Origin of the sequence: Kineococcus rubinsiae, from assembly GCF_011839805.1 — a bacterium.
In the GTDB taxonomy this organism is placed as follows: domain Bacteria; phylum Actinomycetota; class Actinomycetes; order Actinomycetales; family Kineococcaceae; genus Kineococcus; species Kineococcus rubinsiae.
This window is the reverse complement of the sequence record NZ_VWPY01000023.1, coordinates 13,777-31,051: the sequence shown is the minus strand read 5'-3', so window position 1 is coordinate 31,051 and position 17,275 is coordinate 13,777. Positions and strand designations below refer to the sequence as shown.

General features: G+C 75.0%; 18 protein-coding genes and 1 riboswitch. Of the genes, 15 read left to right on the top strand and 3 right to left on the bottom strand.

Annotated elements, in window-relative coordinates; genetic code table 11:
- Positions 1 to 158: 158 nt before the first annotated feature.
- The 13 genes from F1544_RS12530 (at position 159) to F1544_RS12475 (ending at position 10,899) form a co-directional block, all read left to right on the top strand.
- Entirely contained in the window at positions 159 to 569 is a 411-nt protein-coding gene (locus F1544_RS12530) for an ankyrin repeat domain-containing protein (RefSeq protein WP_308470040.1), read from the top strand.
- 8 nt (positions 570 to 577) lie between these two features.
- Positions 578 to 1,006, top strand: a complete 429-nt coding sequence (locus tag F1544_RS23530) for an AzlC family ABC transporter permease (RefSeq protein WP_208971766.1) — start codon at positions 578 to 580, stop codon at positions 1,004 to 1,006.
- Positions 1,007 to 1,171: 165 nt separating this feature from the next.
- Positions 1,172 to 1,309 (top strand): hypothetical protein, encoded by a 138-nt coding sequence (locus tag F1544_RS23525; RefSeq protein WP_208971765.1) that lies wholly within the window; start codon positions 1,172 to 1,174, stop codon positions 1,307 to 1,309.
- A complete protein-coding gene (locus F1544_RS12520; protein ID WP_167585831.1) occupies positions 1,306 to 1,611 on the top strand; it encodes an AzlD domain-containing protein in 306 nt (101 codons plus the stop codon). The genes F1544_RS23525 and F1544_RS12520 overlap by 4 nt, the downstream gene beginning before the upstream one ends.
- A gap of 70 nt (positions 1,612 to 1,681) precedes the next feature.
- On the top strand, positions 1,682 to 2,092 hold the full coding sequence (locus tag F1544_RS12515) for a TOBE domain-containing protein (RefSeq protein WP_167585829.1): 411 nt from the start codon (positions 1,682 to 1,684) through the stop codon (positions 2,090 to 2,092).
- The gene (gene modA / locus F1544_RS12510) at positions 2,089 to 2,886 is read left to right on the top strand and encodes a molybdate ABC transporter substrate-binding protein (protein ID WP_167585827.1); all 798 of its coding nucleotides are present in this window, start codon (positions 2,089 to 2,091) and stop codon (positions 2,884 to 2,886) included. The genes F1544_RS12515 and modA overlap by 4 nt, the downstream gene beginning before the upstream one ends.
- Positions 2,883 to 3,692, top strand: coding sequence for an ABC transporter permease (locus F1544_RS12505; RefSeq protein ID WP_167585825.1), 810 nt, complete (start codon positions 2,883 to 2,885; stop codon positions 3,690 to 3,692). Before modA ends, F1544_RS12505 begins: the two co-directional genes overlap by 4 nt.
- A gap of 1 nt (position 3,693) precedes the next feature.
- Positions 3,694 to 4,815 carry a sulfate/molybdate ABC transporter ATP-binding protein gene (locus F1544_RS12500; RefSeq protein ID WP_308470039.1) on the top strand — a complete coding sequence of 374 codons (1,122 nt, stop codon included), beginning with the start codon at positions 3,694 to 3,696 and terminating at the stop codon, positions 4,813 to 4,815.
- Between the two features lie 75 nt (positions 4,816 to 4,890).
- Positions 4,891 to 5,775, top strand: coding sequence for an ABC transporter ATP-binding protein (locus F1544_RS12495; RefSeq protein ID WP_167585822.1), 885 nt, complete (start codon positions 4,891 to 4,893; stop codon positions 5,773 to 5,775).
- Positions 5,772 to 6,998, top strand: coding sequence for an ABC transporter permease (locus F1544_RS12490; protein WP_208971764.1), 1,227 nt, complete (start codon positions 5,772 to 5,774; stop codon positions 6,996 to 6,998). The genes F1544_RS12495 and F1544_RS12490 overlap by 4 nt, the downstream gene beginning before the upstream one ends.
- A 174-nt stretch (positions 6,999 to 7,172) precedes the next feature.
- Positions 7,173 to 8,762 carry an APC family permease gene (locus F1544_RS12485; RefSeq protein ID WP_208971763.1) on the top strand — a complete coding sequence of 530 codons (1,590 nt, stop codon included), beginning with the start codon at positions 7,173 to 7,175 and terminating at the stop codon, positions 8,760 to 8,762.
- Positions 8,763 to 8,886: 124 nt separating this feature from the next.
- A complete protein-coding gene (locus F1544_RS12480; protein ID WP_373368079.1) occupies positions 8,887 to 9,519 on the top strand; it encodes a TrmH family RNA methyltransferase in 633 nt (210 codons plus the stop codon).
- 147 nt (positions 9,520 to 9,666) lie between these two features.
- A complete protein-coding gene (locus F1544_RS12475) occupies positions 9,667 to 10,899 on the top strand; it encodes a Gfo/Idh/MocA family protein (protein ID WP_167585817.1) in 1,233 nt (410 codons plus the stop codon).
- Positions 10,900 to 11,005: 106 nt separating this feature from the next.
- Here the strand turns inward: F1544_RS12475 and F1544_RS12470 are convergent, their stop codons facing one another.
- Positions 11,006 to 11,905 carry an SDR family oxidoreductase gene (locus tag F1544_RS12470; protein ID WP_167585815.1) on the bottom strand — a complete coding sequence of 300 codons (900 nt, stop codon included), beginning with the start codon at positions 11,903 to 11,905 and terminating at the stop codon, positions 11,006 to 11,008.
- A gap of 149 nt (positions 11,906 to 12,054) precedes the next feature.
- On the opposite strand from F1544_RS12470, the gene F1544_RS12465 reads away from it, so the two are divergent.
- Entirely contained in the window at positions 12,055 to 12,840 is a 786-nt protein-coding gene (locus F1544_RS12465) for a ferritin-like domain-containing protein (protein WP_167585813.1), read from the top strand.
- A gap of 256 nt (positions 12,841 to 13,096) precedes the next feature.
- Positions 13,097 to 15,373, top strand: coding sequence for an immune inhibitor A domain-containing protein (locus tag F1544_RS12460; protein ID WP_167585812.1), 2,277 nt, complete (start codon positions 13,097 to 13,099; stop codon positions 15,371 to 15,373).
- Between the two features lie 118 nt (positions 15,374 to 15,491).
- Here the strand turns inward: F1544_RS12460 and F1544_RS25400 are convergent, their stop codons facing one another.
- Complete coding sequence (locus F1544_RS25400) at positions 15,492 to 16,157, bottom strand: transglycosylase family protein (protein ID WP_167585810.1); 666 nt, start codon at positions 16,155 to 16,157, stop codon at positions 15,492 to 15,494.
- Positions 16,155 to 16,333, bottom strand: a riboswitch (cyclic di-AMP (ydaO/yuaA leader). (Overlaps the previous gene by 3 nt.)
- Before the next feature lie 214 nt (positions 16,334 to 16,547).
- Positions 16,548 to 17,225, bottom strand: coding sequence for a lysophospholipid acyltransferase family protein (locus F1544_RS12450; protein WP_167585808.1), 678 nt, complete (start codon positions 17,223 to 17,225; stop codon positions 16,548 to 16,550).
- Positions 17,226 to 17,275 lie beyond the last annotated feature (50 nt).

Here is a 17,275-nt window from a genome sequence, read left to right as displayed (position 1 = left end):
TGGTGCCACCCACGACGACCCTCGCCGTCGGCACCGAACCGGTTAAGCAGACCGTAGGCGCTCCGGGGGGCGCTCCACCACCCCCGTCCCGCGACCCGGGACGGCAGCGGACCAGGACGGCAGCGGAGCAGGACGGCCGCCGTCGCTACGATCCCCGCGTGAGCCAGCCGCCGCCGGAACCGCTGACCGCCGAGGAGCTGCGGTTCCTGCAGGACACCTTCGACCTGGCGCGCGAGGGCGCGACCGCCGAGCTCGAGGAGCGCGTGGCCCGGGGCGTCCCGGTGGACCTCACCAACGCCGGCGGCGACACCCTGCTGGTCCTCGCGGCCTACCACGCGCACGAGGACACGGTCCGGATGCTCCTGGCCCGCGGCGCCGACCACGCCCGCGTCAACGACAAGGGGCAGACCGCGCTCGGCGCCGCGGTGTTCCGCCGCGCGGGTGCGATCGTCACCGACCTCCTCGCCGCGGGCGCCGACCCGGAGCTCGGGCGGCAGTCGGGTGTCGCCGTCGCGCAGGTGTTCGAGCTGCCGGAGATGCTCGAGCTGCTGCGCCGGCCGCGGCCCTAGGCGCAGGGGTGTCGACCGACGAGCCCGCCGCGGGCGTGCCCGGCGGGAGGGCCCGGAGCGCTCTGCTGCGCTCGCCCGCCGTCCGGCAGGGCGTCTCGGTCGGCCTCGCCACCGGCCTCTACGGCCTGTCCTTCGGGGCGCTGGCGACGGCGGCGGGGCTCGGCGTGGTGCAGGCCTGCCTGCTCAGCCTCGTGATGTTCACGGGCGGCTCGCAGTTCGCGGTCGTCGGGGTCCTCGCCGCGGGCGGGGCGCCCGTCGCGGGGTTCGCGTCGGCGACGCTGCTCGGGCTGCGCAACGCGGTCTACGGCCTGCAGCTCGCCCCGCGCCTCGGCCTGCGCGGGTGGCGGCGCCTGCTCGCCGCGCACCTGACCATCGACGAGTCCTCGGCCGTCTCGGCCGCGCAGGGCGATCCGGTCGAGGCGCGGCGCGGCTTCTGAGCCGCGGGCGCCGGGGTCTTCGCCTTCTGGAACGTCGCCACGCTCGCGGGCGCCCTGCTCGGCAGTGCGCTGGGCGACCCGCAGCGGTGGGGCCTCGACGGGGCGGCGGCCGCCGCGTTCCTCGGGCTGCTCTGGCCGCGGCTGCGGCGGCGCGAGACCGCCGCGGTGGCCGCGGTGGCGGCCCTGGTCGCGGCGCTCGTCCTGCCCGTGGCCCCGGCGGGCGTCCCCGTCCTCGCCGCGGCCGTCGCGGCCGCGGCGCTGGGCTGGTGGCGCACCCGCCCCCCGCGCGGGGCGGCGCCGTGACCGGCTGGCTGGTCGCGTCGGCGCTGGCCTGCCTGCTGCTGAAGCTCGCCGGCTACCTCCTGCCCGCCGCGGTGCTCGCCGACCCCCGCGTCGGGCGGACCACCGACCTCGTCACCGCGGGCTGCCTCGCGGCACTCGTCGTCGTGCAGACCGTGGGCGGCGACGGGGCGCTCGTGCTGGACGCCCGGCTCGGCGCGGTGGCCGTCGCGGCCCTCGCCCTGCTGCTGCGGGCGCCCTTCGTCGTGGTCGTCCTGCTGGGGGCGGCGACCGCCGCGGGGCTCCGGGCGGCCGGACTGGGCTGATCGGGACCCACCGCAGGTGCGGTCGCGGGAAGCGCTGACGTCCGCACCTGCGGTCGGTTACGGTGCTGGGATGCCGCTGTACCGGATCCGCGAGGTCGCCGAGCTCCTCGGGGTCTCCGACGACACCGCCCGCCGCTGGACCGACGCCGGGACGCTGCCGGCCACCAAGGACGAGGCGGGGCGGCTCGTCGTGGACGGTGCCGACCTCGCGGCCTTCGCGGTCTCGAACGCGGCCGCGGCCGCGCCGGACCCGTCGGGCGTGGGGCGCTCGGCCCGCAACCGCTTCGTCGGGCTGGTCACGCGCGTCGTCGCCGACGGCGTCATGGCCCAGGTCGAGCTGCAGTGCGGCCCGCACCGCGTCGTCTCGCTCATGAGCAGCGAGGCCGCCACCGAGCTCGGGCTCGTGCCCGGCCGCCGCGCCGTCGCCGTGGTGAAGGCGACCTCGGTGATCGTCGAGACGCCCGCCGGGGACCGCGCGTGAGGCGGCGGGCCGCGGCCCTGCCGGTGGTGGCGGTTCTGCTGCTGGCGGGGTGCGGCGCGGGCCCCTCGGCCGCCGGGCCGTCGGCCGCGTCCTCGGCGTCGTCCTCCGCGGCACCCCTGACGATCACGGTCTTCGCGGCGGCGTCGCTGCGCACCAGCTTCACCGAGCTGGGCGCCGCGTTCGAGGCCCGCCACCCCGGCACGACGGTGGCGTTCAGCTTCGCGGGGTCCTCCGACCTGGTGTCGCAGATCGTGGCCGGCGCCCCCGCGGACGTGTTCGCCTCGGCCGACGAGGCGAACATGGCGAAGGTCCTCGAGCAGGAGCTGATCGCCGGCCGGGCCGTGGACTTCGCGACCAACGTCCTCGAGATCGCCACCCCGCCGGGGAACCCGGCCCGCGTCGCGTCCTTCGCCGACCTGGCCCGGCCGGGCCTCGACGTCGTCGTGTGCGCGCCCCAGGTGCCCTGCGGGGCAGCGGCGGTGAAGGCGGAGGCGGCCACCGGCACGACCCTCACCCCGGTCAGCGAGGAGTCCTCCGTGACCGACGTCCTCGGCAAGGTCACCTCGGGCGAGGCCGACGCGGGCCTCGTCTACGCCACCGACGTCCGGGCCGCGGGCGCGGCCGTGACGGGGGTGCCGTTCCCGGAGTCCGCGGGCGCCGTGAACACCTACCCGATCGCGGCGCTGTCGAACTCCGAGCACGCCGCGGACGCCGCGGCGTTCCGGGACTTCGTGACGTCCGCCGACGGCCGGGCCGTGCTCGCGGCCGCGGGGTTCGGCGAGCCGCCGGCGTGAGGGCCGCCCGGGCCGCGGGCGGCGAGGGCAGCGCCCTGCCCCGGTGGGTGTTCGTCCCGGCGGCGCTGGGGGTGCTCCTCGTCGCGGTCCCGCTCGCCGCGATCGTCGCGCGGGTGGACTGGGTGCGGTTCCCGGCGCTCGTCACGTCGGCGTCGTCGGTGGCCGCGCTGCGGCTCAGCCTGCGCACGGCCGGTGCGAGCACGGCCTGCTGCATCGTGGTCGGGGTCCCGCTGGCGCTCGTGCTGGCCCGCTCCGCCCTGCCGGGGCTGCGGGTGCTGCGGGCCGTGGTGCTCCTGCCGCTGGTGCTGCCGCCCGTCGTCGGCGGCCTCGCCCTCCTCTACGCCGTCGGGCGGCAGGGGCTGTTCGGGCCGGCGCTGGAGGCCGCGGGGATCCGGGTGGCCTTCACGACGGCGTCGGTGGTGCTCGCGCAGACCTTCGTGTCCCTGCCCTTCCTCGTCGTCAGCCTGGAGGGGGCGCTGCGCACGGCGGGGCGGCGCTACGAGGCGGTCGCGGCGTCGCTGGGGGCGGCGCCGTCGCGGGTCCTGCTGCGCGTGACGCTGCCGCTGGTGCTGCCCGGGCTCGTGTCCGGGGCCGTGCTGGCCTTCGCCCGCTCGCTCGGGGAGTTCGGGGCCACGCTCACCGTCGCGGGCAGCCTGCAGGGCACCACCCGCACCCTGCCGCTGGAGATCTACCTGCAGCGCGAGACCGACCCCGACGCGGCCGTCGCGCTGGCGCTGGTGCTGGTGGTCGTCGCGGCCGTCGTCGTCGTGGCCGTCCACGGCCGCCGCGGCGCCGGGGCGCGCTGAGGTGGGCCCCGCGGACGGCCCGGCCGACGGCCTCGTCGCCGAGCTGCGCCACGCCCCGCGCGACCTCGCGGCGGACCTGCGGCTCGCGCCCGGCGAGGTCCTCGCGGTGCTGGGGCCCAACGGCGCCGGGAAGTCGACGGTGCTGTCCCTGCTCGCGGGCCTGCTGAGCCCCACGGGCGGGCGCATCGTGCTGGACGGGGAGGTCCTCGCCGACGGCCGCCACCGGCCCACCCCGCCGCACCGGCGCGGCACGGCCCTGCTCGCGCAGCAGCCGCTGCTCTTCCCGCACCTGCGCGTCGAGGCCAACGTGGCCTTCGGCCCGCGCAGCGCGGGCGCCTCTCGGCGGGACGCGCGGGCCGCCGCGCGGCACTGGCTCGACGTCGTCGGTGCCGCCGACCTGGCGCGGCGGCGCCCGCACGAGGTCTCCGGCGGCCAGGCCCAGCGCATCGCGGTCGCGCGGGCGCTCGCGGCCGACCCGCGGCTGCTCCTGCTCGACGAGCCGCTGGCCGCCCTCGACGTCGGCGCGGCGCCCGAGGTCCGCCGCGTCCTGCGGCAGGTGCTGCGCGGGGAGCAGCGGCGCAGCGCCGTGCTCGTCACGCACGACCTCCTCGACGCCCTGGCGCTGGCCGACCGCGTCGTCGTCCTGGACGGCGGCCGGGTCGTGGAGGAGGGGCCCGTCGCCGACGTGCTCGCCTCGCCCCGCAGCGCGTTCGGCGCCCGGATCGCGGGGCTCGACCTGCTCGCGGGGACCGCCACCGCGGACGGCCTGCGCACGGCCGGGGGCACGGCGCTCGCGGGCCTGCGCGACCCCGACTGCGCCCCGGGCGACGCCGCGGTCGCCACCTTCAGCCCGGCCGCGGTCGCCGTGCACCGCGACGACCCCGGCGGCAGCCCCCGCAACCGGTGGGCCGCCGTCGTGGAGGACCTGACCTCCCGCGAGCCGGCGTCGCGCGGCGCCCTCGTGCGCGTGCGGGCCCGGCTGCTGCCCGGTGGGGAGGAGGTGCTGGCCGACGTGACGGCGTCCTCGGTCGCCGACCTCGACCTCGTCGCGGGCTCGCCCGTGCACCTCGTGGTCAAGGCGACGGCCGTCGCCGTCCACGCGGTCGGCCGCACCTCCCCGTAGGGGGGCCGGGCGTCGCGCCCGACGTCCGACGATCGGCGGACGTGGACGGCCGGAGCCCGTCGCTACGTTCGGCGCATGCTCGTCCTCGACGCGATCACCCGGCGGTTCGGCGACCGGACCGCCCTCGACGGCGTGAGCCTCGCCGTGCCGGACGGCCGCATGGTCGGCTTCGTCGGGGCCAACGGCGCCGGCAAGACCACGACCATGCGCATCGCCCTCGGGGTGCTCGCGGCCGACAGCGGCACGGTGACGTTCCGCGGCCGCGAACCCGACCTGGCGGTGCGGCGGCGGTTCGGCTACATGCCCGAGGAGCGCGGGCTCTACCCGAAGGGCCGGCTGCTGGACCAGCTGGTGTTCCTCGCCCGGCTGCACGGCGTCGACACGGCCACGGCCCGCCGGCGCGGCACGGAGCTGCTCGAGCGCCTCGGGCTGGGGGACCGCCTCGGCGAGAAGCTCGAGTCCCTCTCGCTCGGCAACCAGCAGCGCGTGCAGGTCGCGGCCGCCCTCGTCCACGACCCGGAGCTGCTGGTCCTCGACGAGCCCTTCTCGGGCCTGGACCCCCTCGCGGTCGACGCCATGGCGGAGATCCTGCGCGAACGCACCCGCGCCGGGGTCGGCGTGCTGTTCTCCAGCCACCAGCTCGACCTCGTCGACCGGCTGTGCGACGAGCTCGTCATCCTGCACGCGGGCCGGGTCGTCGCGGCGGGGGAACCCCAGGAGCTGCGGCGCTCCCGCGGCGGCTCGCGCTACTCCCTCGAGGTCGACGGCGACGCCGACTGGGTGCGCGACGTCGCGGGCGTCCGGGTCCTGCAGCTCGACCGCGGCAGCGCCCTGCTGGAGCTGCTGGCCCCCGGCGCCGACCAGCGCGTCCTCGCCGAGGCCGTGCGCCGCGGGCCCGTCCGCGCGTTCGCCCCCGTGCTGCCGACCCTGTCCGAGCTCTTCCAGGAGGTGTCGCGGTGAGCGCCGCGCCGACCACGTCCCCGACCACCCCGGCCGCTCCCGCGCGCGTGCAGCGGCAGTGGTGGATCGTCGCGCAGCGCGAGATCTCCGAGCGCCTGCACGACAAGGGCTTCGTGTTCTCCACGGTGTTCCTGCTCGTCGTCGTGCTGGCCGCGTCGTTCCTGCCCGGCCTGCTCAGCGGCGGCACCGACCGCTACGAGGTCGCCGTCACGGCGGACACCGCCGCCCTCGTGGGCGACGCTCAGCCGGGGGAGCAGGACGTGCAGGTGGGCCTGCGCACGGTCGCGGACGCGGGCGCCGCGGAGGCCCTCGTGCGGGCCGGGGACGTGGACGCCGCCGTGCTCCCGGGTGCCGGCGGCGCGGTCGAGGTCGTCGGTGAGTCCTCCGTGCCGAGCGGCCTGGGTGACCTCCTCACCGCACGCGTCGGTGCGGCGCAGGTGCTCGCGGGGTTCGCGGCCGCGGGCGTCGACGGCGCCACCGCGGCCCGGATCCTCGCCACGCCGCCCGCGGTGCAGCGGCTGCTGGACCCGGACGCCGTGGACCCCACGACGACCGCGCTGCTGGGCCTGGCGTTCTCGGTCCTGTTCTTCCAGATCGTCCTCATCTTCGGCTACGCGATCGCGCAGAGCGTGGTGCAGGAGAAGCAGACCCGGGTCATCGAGCTGCTCGTCACGACGGTCCCCGTGCGGCAGCTGCTCATCGGCAAGATCCTCGGCAACGGCCTGCTCGCCCTCGCCCAGCTCGCGCTGCTCGTGCTGGCGGGCCTGGCCGGGCTGTTCGTCGCCCAGCGCGACCTGCTGGCGTCGCTGCCGAGCGTCCCCGTCGCGGCGCTGTGGTTCGTGGTGTTCTTCGTCCTGGGCTTCGCGATGCTGTCGTGCCTGTGGGCGGCGGCCGGGGCGATGGCCAGCCGGCTGGAGGACCTGCAGTCCACGGCGACCCCCGTGCAGATGCTCGTGATGCTGCCGTTCTTCGCGTCGTTCTTCGCCAACGACCCGGGCACGGTGCAGACGGTGCTCTCCTACCTGCCGCTGTCCTCGCCCATGGTGATGCCGCGCCGCGTGCTCGCGGGCGACGTGGCGCTGTGGGAGCCCCTGCTGTCCCTGCTGCTCATCGCGGCCACGGCCGCGGTGCTCGTCGCCGTGGCCCGGCGCCTGTACGAGAACTCCCTCCTGCAGACCGGCCGCAGCCTCTCCCTGCGGTCCGCCTGGCGGCGCGCGGCCTGAGCGCCGCCCGTGCGGCGCCGGTGAGCGGTGGCGCCGGGTGGGGACCGGGCGCGGAACCACCCGGACGGGCCTGCCGCGCGCGGGCCGGACGTGCTGCTCTGGACACGACGGTGACGACGACGCCGCCGTCACGCGGAAGTCACCTCGCGGAAACACCCGGAGTGGCACCATCGGGTGCTCCCCGTCCCGGGAGCACCCGACGAGATGGGGGAGCAGCACATGGCCGTCGAGGCCGACGCGGACGTCAGCGTCACCGCACTGGAGGAGAAGTCGAAGCTGCGCAAGCACTTCGGCCGGGTCGACATCTTCTTCTTCCTCGTCTGCACCCTGGTCGGGGTCGACGGCCTCGGCACGCTGGCCACCGAGGGCGGTGAGGGCTTCACGTGGCTGCTGGTCTGCGTGCTGCTCTTCGCGGTGCCCTCGGCCATGCTCCTGGCCGAGCTGGGTGCGGCCTACCCCGACGAGGGCGGCCCCTACGTGTGGGTCCGGATGGCCTTCGGCCACTTCGCGGGGGCGGTGAACAACTTCTTCTACTGGGTGACGAACCCGGTGTGGATGGGCGGCACGCTCGTCGGCACCGCGCTGGGCGGCTTCATCACCTTCTTCCACGACGGCGAGGACTACTCCCGCGGCGTGAACTACGCCGTGGCCGCCGTGTTCATCTGGGCCGGCGTCCTGTTCGCCGTCCTGTCGTTCCGGGTCGGCAAGTGGATCGCCACCATCGGCGCGATCGCCCGGTTCCTGCTGCTGGGCCTGTTCAGCGTCCTGGTCGTCGTCTACGGCGTCGAGAACGGGTTCAGCGGGCCGGGTGCGGGCGAGTACGTGCCGTCCTTCTCGGGGTTCGTCGCGCTGGTGCCGCTGGTCCTGTTCAGCCTCGTCGGGTTCGAGCTGCCCAGCGCCGCGGGCGAGGAGATGACGGACGCGCAGAAGGACGTGCCCGCCGGCATCGCCAAGTCCGTCGTGGCCACGGGCCTGCTCTACGGCATCCCGGTGCTCGGGATCCTGCTCGTGCTCCCGACCAGCCAGGCCAGCGGCCTCACGGGGTTCCCCGACGCCATCCGCCAGTCCCTGTCGGTGTTCGGCGGCACCGTGACGACGGCCGCCGACGGCACCGCGGTCACGACGCTCGGCACCTCCGCCACCGCGGTCGGCTACGCCATGGGCATCCTGGTCGCGATCGTGGCCTTCACGTCGGGCCTGACCTGGATCATGGGCTCGGACCGGACGCTCGCGGTGTCCTGCTACGACGGTGCCGGCCCCCGCGCGCTGGGCCGGTTCTCCAGCCGCTTCGGCACCCCGGTGCGGGTCAACGTCCTCTCGGGTGTCGTGTCGAGCGTCGTGTTCGTCGCGGCCACCGAGATCACCGAGGGCGACGCGGCCAAGTTCTTCGGCGTCGTCCTCGCGCTGGCGATCTCCACGACCCTGATCTCCTACCTCGGCATCTTCCCGGCGGCGTGGAAGCTGCGCCGCGCGAACCCCGACCGCCCGCGCCCCTACAGCGCGCCCGCCATCGGGTTCACGACGGTCCTCGCCATGGCCTGGATCGCGTTCTGCACCGTGCAGATCCTCTTCCCCGGCCTGGGTGACGACTGGTTCGGCGAGGACTACCGGCCCGAGGGCTGGGTGGCCTCCGAGCGCTGGCTGTACCTCGGCACCGAGCTCGTCCCGCTCGTGGTCTTCACCGCCATCGCGGCGTGGTTCTGGTCGGCGGGGCGGCGCGAGACGCGGCGCGAGGCCGAGCGCGTGCAGGTCCCCACCCGCTGAGGGGGCGTCGGCGCAGGCACCCGGGCTGAGCGAGGATGCCCGGGTGCCTGCGCCCGACGACGACCCGACCGACCCGTCCGCCCGGCCCGCCGGTGAGCAGGACCCGGCGGGCGAGGCGCGCGTCGTGGGCGTCGGCCCGTGGGAGGGCCCGTGGCCCGAGGACGCGCGCTACGACCCGGAGCTGCTGCGCGAGGGCGACCGGCGCAACGTCGCCGACGAGTTCCGCTACCTGACGCACGAGGCCGTCGTCGCCGAGCTCGACGCGCGGCGCCACCCCCTGCACGTGGCCGTGGAGAACTGGCAGCACGACGCGAACATCGGCTCGGTGGTGCGCACCGCGAACGCCGTGAACGCGGCCGGCGTGCACGTCGTCGGGCGCCGCCGCTGGAACCGCCGCGGCGCGATGGTCACCGACCGCTACCTGAGCGTGCACCACCACGCCGACGTCGCGGCGCTGGCCGCGTGGGCGGCGGAGCGGAGCCTGCCGCTGGTGGGCGTGGACAACGTCGACGGCTCGGTGCCGCTGGAGACCTACGACCTGCCCCGGGCGTGCGTCCTGCTGTTCGGGCAGGAGGGGCCGGGCCTCAGCGAGGAGGCCGTGGCCCGCTGCACGGCGGTCCTGGCCATCGCCCAGTTCGGCTCCACGCGCTCGCTGAACGTGGGCGCCGCCGCCGCGATCGCCCAGCACGCGTGGGTCCGCCGTCACGTGTTCGGCCAGCTGCCGCTGCGGCAGGAGTTCCACCGCGGAAGCCACTGAGCCCGCTGATGCCCTGTGCAACGACGCGCAGCTGCGCTTGACGCGGCGTGGCTTCTCTCGTAGAACTCTCGGGGTGGTGCAGAGCGCCGCCACGCGTGTCGACGACCCACCTGCTCAACGACGAGGAAGGCCCTCAGGGACCCCGCCATGACCTTCAGCCTGGGCATCATCGGTGCCGGCCAGTTCGCCGGCTCCTTCGCCAAGCTCTTCGCCCTCCACCCCGGCGTCGGCGACATCCACGTCACCGACCTGCTGCCCGAGCGCGCGCAGGCGCTCGTCGACGAGCAGGGCCTGGCGGGCACCTTCGACTCGGTCGAGGACATGCTCGCCTCAGACGTCGACGCGGTCGCGCTGTTCACCCAGCGCTGGACCCACGGCCCGCTGGTCACCGCCGCCCTCGACGCGGGCAAGCACGTGTACTCGGCCGTGCCGATGGCGATCACGGCGGAGGAGATCGCCGGGATCATCGAGCGCGTCGAGCGCCTCGGCCTCGTCTACATGATGGGCGAGACGAGCTACTACAACCCCGCGACGGTCTACGTGCGCGAGCGCCTCGCGGAGCTCGGCCAGGTGTTCTACGCCGAGGGCGACTACGTCCACGACATGGACCTCGGCTTCTACGACGCCTACCGCTACTCCGGCGGCGAGGGCTGGAAGGCCACGGCCAGCTACCCGCCCATGCTGTACCCGACGCACGCGACCGGCGGCGTCCTCGGCGCCCTGCCGACCCACGCGGTGAGCGTGAGCTGCGTGGGCGTGCCCGACCGCCGCGGCGACGGCGTGTTCGACCGCGAGGTCAGCATGTTCGACAACGACGTCTCCAACGCGACGGCCCTGTTCGAGCTCGCCGGGGGCGGGTCCATGCGCACCAACGAGTTCCGCCGCGTCGGCTACCCCTCGCACCTCAAGGAGTCGCGCTTCCGGTTCTTCGGCACCGAGGCCAGCTTCGAGCAGACCGCGATCCACAGCCTGTGGCAGGACAAGCAGGGCGTCACCGACGTCACCGACCACCTGCAGGCGCGCCCCTCCGTGTCCGAGGACGACCCGTCGCTCGCCCACGTCTCGCCGGCCCTGCGCGCGGCCTTCGTCTCCGGCACCGCGCCGGTGCACGACCGCAGCCGCCTGCCGGAGAGCCTCGAGGGCGCGCCGAACGGTCACGAGGGCGCGCACCACTTCCTCGTCGACGACTTCGTCACGTCGGTGAACGAGGGGACGCTGCCGCCCGTCAACGCGTGGGTGGCCGCCCGCTTCACGCTGCCGGGCATCGTGGCCCACGAGTCGATGCGCCGCGGCGGCGAGCGGCTGCCGATCCCCGACCACGGCGACGCCCCCGCGGACTGGACGGCGGCCCGCCGGCCGGTCGAGGCCTCCGCGGGCTGACCGCCCGCCGGGGGCAGGAGCACCGCACCCGCAGGACGACCGAGAGCCCCGGGCCGGGAGGTCCGGGGCTCTCGGTCGTCCGCGCGGTGCAGTGCGGGACCGGTGGTCAGGGGGTGGGCATGCCGCCCGTGACGCCGATGCGCTCGCCGGTGACGTAGCTCGACTCCTGCGAGGCGAGGAAGACGTACGCGGGTGCCAGCTCGGCCGGCTGGCCCGCGCGCCCGATCGGCGTCTGCGCCCCGAAGCCCTCGACCTCCTCGGCCGGCATGGTCGCCGGGATGAGCGGGGTCCAGATCGGGCCCGGGGCGACCGTGTTCACGCGGATCCCCTGCGGCGCCAGCTCCTGCGAGAGCCCCTTGACGAAGTTCAGCAGCGCACCCTTCGTGGAGGCGTAGTCCAGCAGCGACGGCGACGGCTGGTAGGCCTGGATCGACGTCGTGACGATGATGCTGGCCCCCGGCTGCAGGTGCGGCAGGGCCGCCTTGCACAGCCAGAACGCCGCGAAGACGTTGGTCGTGAAGGTGCGCACGAGCTGCTCCGTGGACAGGTCCGCGATGCCCTCGATCGCCATCTGGTAGGCCGCGTTGCTCACCAGCACGTCCAGACCGCCGAGCTCGGCGACGGTGCGCTCGACCAGTTCCCCGCAGTAGGTCTCGTCGCGCACGTCCCCGGGCGCCAGGACGCAGCGGCGCCCGGCGTCGCGCACCACGCGCGCCGTCTCCTGCGCGTCGTCCTCCTCCTCGGGCAGGTAGGAGATGACGACGTCCGCGCCCTCGCGCGCGAAGGCCAGCGCGACGGCCCGCCCGATCCCCGAGTCGCCACCCGTGATGAGGGCCCGCCGGCCCTCGAGGCGGCCGCTGCCCCGGTAGCTGGACTCGCCGAAGTCCGGCGCGACCGGCATGTCGGACTCCCGGCCCGGGTGCTCGAGGGTGTGCCCGGGCAGGTCCTCCGACGCGGTCTGCGAGGTCGTGGGGTCCTGCGGGGTGAACTGGTCGCCGCTGCTCATGATCGTCATCTACCCCGTGGCCGGGCCCGGAAACCCCGGCCGCCGCAGCGCGGTCCCCGGCCGGGCGGCGGCGCAGTTCCGGACGCGCGGACGCGGCGGAGGCGTGCCAGGTTGACCGCTACCCAGACCACCGACGCAGAGGAGTTGCCGTGTTCGAGCGCCTGAACACCCCCGAGGAGATCTTCAGCTTCAAGCTGGGGTCGGCCCTCACGATGGAGCGGGACACCCTCGCCATGCTGGCCGACCTCGAGGACGAGGCCCGCCGCCCGGAGCTGAAGCAGCTGCTGGCCGAGCACGCCGAGGAGACCCGCCGGCAGATCTCGATGATCGAGCAGTGCTTCGCGCTGCTGGACGAGGAGGTCGACGCGTCGCCGTGCGCGGTGATCAAGGCCATCGCCGCCGAGGGCAAGGCGACGATCAAGAAGACCGACGACTCCCTCGTCGACGCGGTCATCCTCGCCGGGGCGCTGGAGACGGAGCACCACGAGCAGGCCGTCTACGAGACGCTCCTCCTCCACGCCCGCGCCCGCGGCGCCGCCTCGGTGGTGGGCGTCCTGGAGACGAACCTGGCCATCGAGCAGAGCGCCGGCGCCAAGGTGAAGGCCCTGGCCGAGCGGATCGCCGTCAGCGGCGTGGCCGTGCCCACCGAGGGGATGAGCCGCGGCGCGAAGGCCGGCATCGTCGCGGGTGTCGCGGCGACGGTCGGGGCCGCCGCCGCGGCGGCGCTCAAGGCGGGCGATCACCACGAGACCGGCACCCCGGAGGCCACGACGGTCACCGGGTCCGGCGCCACGGCCGCGACGAGCACCCCCACCGCGGGGGACACGACCACCGCCACGGTGCCCGCCACCGGGTCGGCCACCAGCGCCGAGGAGTTCAACGACGACGCGCTCGAGGAGCGCATCGAGGAGAGCGAGCACCGCACCCGCCCGTAGGGGGCGCGCCCGCCCGCCGGCGGCACGCACGAGAGCCCCGGACCGCGAGGTCCGGGGCTCTCGTGCGTCCTCAGGCCCGCGCCGGGCCGGGCGCGGTCTCCGACGTCCGCGGGTCGGGTGCGGCGACACGCCGGTGGTCAACAGCGTGTCACGGGATGTGATCCAGCTGTGAACCGTCCTAGGGTGGCGTCCGCTCGGCAGGACCGCTGGTGCACCGTCCAGCGCTACCGGGCCCAGACACCAGGAGAGACGTTCCGTGAGAAGAACTCTGTGCGCCGTCCTGGGTGCCGCGCTGGTCGTGGTCACCCCGGCGGTCGCCGCCGCAGCCCCCAGCGCAGAGCGCACCAGCACCGCCGGCCCGCAGGGGAGCGGGCGCGTCGACGACCTCCCCAGCCCCCTCAGCGACAAGCAGCGCGAACTCCGGGCCGCCGGCCTGGAGAAGGTCCTCTCCGGTGAGGCCACCCCCCGGGGCGACAACGACGTCGTGCAGGTCGCCAAGGGGCAGTACGTCGAGCTCGCCCGCGAGGACACCGACCAGATCTTCACCGTCCTGGGGGAGTTCTCCGACCTGCCGCACAACGCGATCCCCGCGCCCGACCGGTCCGTGGACGACACGACCATCTGGACCGCCGACTTCTCCCAGCCGTACTACCAGGACCTGCTGTTCTCGCAGGCCGGTGGTGACGTCTCGATGGCCAACTACTACGACGAGGTGTCCTCCGGCCGCTACACGGTCGAGGGGGCCGTCACCGACTGGGTGCGGGTGCCCGGCACCGGACGCTCCTACGGCGACAACGCGCTGGGCGACCGTGCGGCGTGGACGTTCGTCAACGACTCGCTCAACGGCTGGTACGCGAAGCAGCTCGCCGCCGGCCGGACGGTCGCCCAGATCGACCAGGAACTCTCCCGCTTCGACCAGTGGGACCGCTACGACTTCGACGGTGACGGGAACTTCGACGAGCCGGACGGCTACATCGACCACTTCCAGGCCGTCCACGCGGGCGAGGGCGAGGAGGTCGGCGGCGGCGCCCTGGGGCAGGCCGCGATCTGGTCGCACCGCTGGTACAACCAGACCAACCGCACCGGCACCGCCGGCCCGACGGTCGGCGGCAAGACCGTCGCGCTCGGCGGCACCCGCATCGGGCAGTCGAAGTACTGGGTCGGCGACTACACCGTCGAACCCGAGAACGGCGGCGTCGGCGTCTTCTCCCACGAGTTCGGCCACGACCTGGGCCTGCCCGACCTGTACGACACCTCCGGCAACTCCGGCGGGGCCGAGAACTCCACGGCCTTCTGGTCGCTGATGTCGTCCGGCTCCTACGGCAACAGCGGACGTCCCGCGGACGGCATCGGCACCGAGCCGATGCACATGGGCGCCTGGGAGAAGCTGCAGCTGGGCTGGCTGAACCACGAGACCGTGGCGCCCGGTGCGAAGGTGAACACCAAGCTGGGCCCGGCCGAGGCGAACACCAAGCAGGCGCAGGCGCTGCTCGTGCAGCTGCCCGACAGGCAGGTCACCACCACGATCGGCACCCCGTTCGAGGGGCGCGACTTCTGGTACTCCGGTGCCGGTGACGACCTGGACAACACCATGCTCGCACCGCTGCCCGCGGGGGCCACGACGCTGAGCGCGAAGGTGAGGTACCAGATCGAGCAGGACTGGGACTACGCCTACGCCGTGTACTCGACCGACGGCGGGAAGACGTTCACGTCCCTGCCGACGAACCGCTCCACCACCACCGACCCGAACGGCCAGAACTCCGGGCAGGGCATCACCGGGACCACCGGTGGGCAGTGGGTGGACCTGACCGCGTCCCTGACCGGCGTGCCCGCCGGTGCGCTGGTCGGCTTCCGGTACTGGACCGACGGCGCGGCGACGGAACCCGGCCTGCAGGTCGACGCGGTCTCCTTCGGCTCGACGCCGGTGACGAGCTGGACGCTGGACGGCTTCACCCTCAGCACCGGCACCAGCACCGAGTCGTTCTTCAACGCCTACCTGGCCGAGTACCGCCAGTACCGCGGCTTCGACGCCAGCCTGGCCACCGGTCCGTACAACTTCGGCGACCCGGCCCACCCGGACCACGCCGAGCGCTACCCCTACCAGGACGGCCTGCTCGTCACCTACTGGAACAGCCAGTACGCCGACAACAACGTCGGCGCCCACCCCGGTGGGGGGCTCGTCCTCCCCGTCGACGCGCACCCGGGCCTGCTGTACGAGCCCACCGACGACGAGGGCACGAACCGGACCAACGGCGAGAGCTGGCGGCCGCGGGTGCAGTCGCACGACTCCACCTTCGGCCTGCAGGCCACGGACCGCTTCACCCTGCACGACCCGGACACCGGCCGGGCCGGCACCTACGGCGGCCTGCCCGCCGTGGCGACGTTCGACGACACCCGGGACTGGTACGTCGCCCCGGGTGAGCAGCCGGACGCCGACGGCTGGTCCGGTGTGGACGTGCCGAGGACGGGCACGAAGATCACCGTCGTGAGCACCAGCGCCCGCGACTCCTTCATGCAGGTGCGGGTGGGCTGACCCCCACCCCGACCGCGGCCGCGAGGAGCGGACGCACGAGAGCCCCGGACCGCACGGTCCGGGGCTCTCGTGCGTGCTCAGGCCTGCGCGCCGGTCCGGCCGGCGCGAGCGGCGCGGGTCACGGCAGGACGAGGACCTGCCCGACGCGGATCGCGCCCGGGTTGTCGCCGATCAGCCCGCGGTTGGCGTTCCACACCGCGACGTAGCCGCCGGCCACGCCGTTGTTGCGCGCGATGCGGAAGAGGGTGTCGCCGGGGGCGACGGTGTAGGTGCGCGCACCCTGGACGACCGCCACGGGGGCGGGCGCCGGGGCCGCGGCGGGCGCGGGGGCCGGGGCGGGCGCGGGGTGCAGGAGCGCCTGCTCCATGCCGACCGGGTCGGCCGCGCCGCGCAGCCCGAGCTTGCGGGAGCACGAGGGCCACGCGCGCCAGCCCTGGCGGACCAGGACGCGCTCGGCGACGACGATCTGCTGCTCACGCGTGGCGAGGTCGGCGCGGGGGGCGTACTGCCCGCCGCCGAAGCCGTTCCACGTGCTGCGGCTGAACTGGATGCCGCCGTAGTAGCCGTTGCCGGTGTTGATGTGCCAGTTGCCGCCGGACTCGCACTTCGCGAGGCGGTCCCACTCGGAGACGGGGGCGGCGGAGGCGGACGTGGCGGGCACGAGGACCGCGGCGCTCGCGGCTCCCGCGACGACGACGGCCAGGGCGGAGCGGCGCAGGCTGGTGCTGGTCTGGGTCGCTGCGCGGTGGCGCGCAGACGTGCGGGGACGACGGGACGCGAGCATGGTGACCTCCAACGCCTACGAGGTCAGCTGTCGGGTTCGGGTCGAAGGTGGTGACCCGGCCGCCGTGGCGGCTTCACCCCGAGGGCGTCGGTCCCGGCCGTGCCGGGACGTCCGCCCGAGGAACCATGGGTCCCCCGCTCCTGCCCGTCGAGCTCAAGATCCGGCGCGGTGGGCAGGACTCGGCGTGTCCGCGGCCGTGTCCCCAGCAGTGCCGGGAACGGGGGAACCGTAACAAGGCAGAGCCCTCCCGTACACCGTCCCGTGTCCGCTCCGTGATGCGGGGGCCCCGCCGCTGCGCGGATCGGGGGCGCGGTGTGGCCAAGGTCTCACGGGCACGACGCCCCGCCGGCCCCACGCGTCACACGCGTCCCGGGCCGGGCCGCGGGCGGCTCAGCTGTCGGCGAGCAGCTTCGCGACGGCGTCCTGGATGCGCGGGGTGAAGTCGCCGGCGCGCTCGCCGGGCAGCCCGTGCAGGGGGTCGCCGAACGTCACCGAGACGGCGGGGCGCCCCTTGACGGGCCAGTTCTTCTTCGGGGGCATCGCCTCGTACGTCCCGCGCAGCGCCATCGGCACGACGGGGACGCCCGCGTCGAGCGCGAGGTAGGCCGCGCCCTTCTTGAAGGGGCGCATCTCGCCGGTGTAGCTGCGCCCGCCCTCGGCGAAGATCACGAGGCTCCAGCCGTCGTGCAGCAGCTGCGCGGAGGTGTTGGGGCCGCGGCCGCCGCGCCGCTCGAGCGGGAAGGTGCCGATGACGAGGCCCGAGGGGGCCGCGCGCCACCACACGTCGAAGAAGTAGTCCGCGGCGGCCGCAATGGCCACGCGGCGCCGGCGGCGGGCCCCCAGCGCCTCGAGGATCACCGGGGCATCGAGGTGGGAGGAGTGGTTGGCGACCAGGACGGCCGGGCCGCCGATCGCGTCCAGCTTCTCGGCGCCGTGCACGGCGATGCGCAGCTCGGCGCGCATCAGCGGGCCCAGCAGCGCGCGCTGCAGGCCCGAACGCACGAGCGTGGCGGGCCCCGAGCGGACCCAGTCGTTGCGGTGGACCTTGTGCTGGTCGTCCCTCGTCATCAGCGGACCTCCTCGCGCACGGCTCCGGGCGCGTTCAGCGTCGGTGGCGG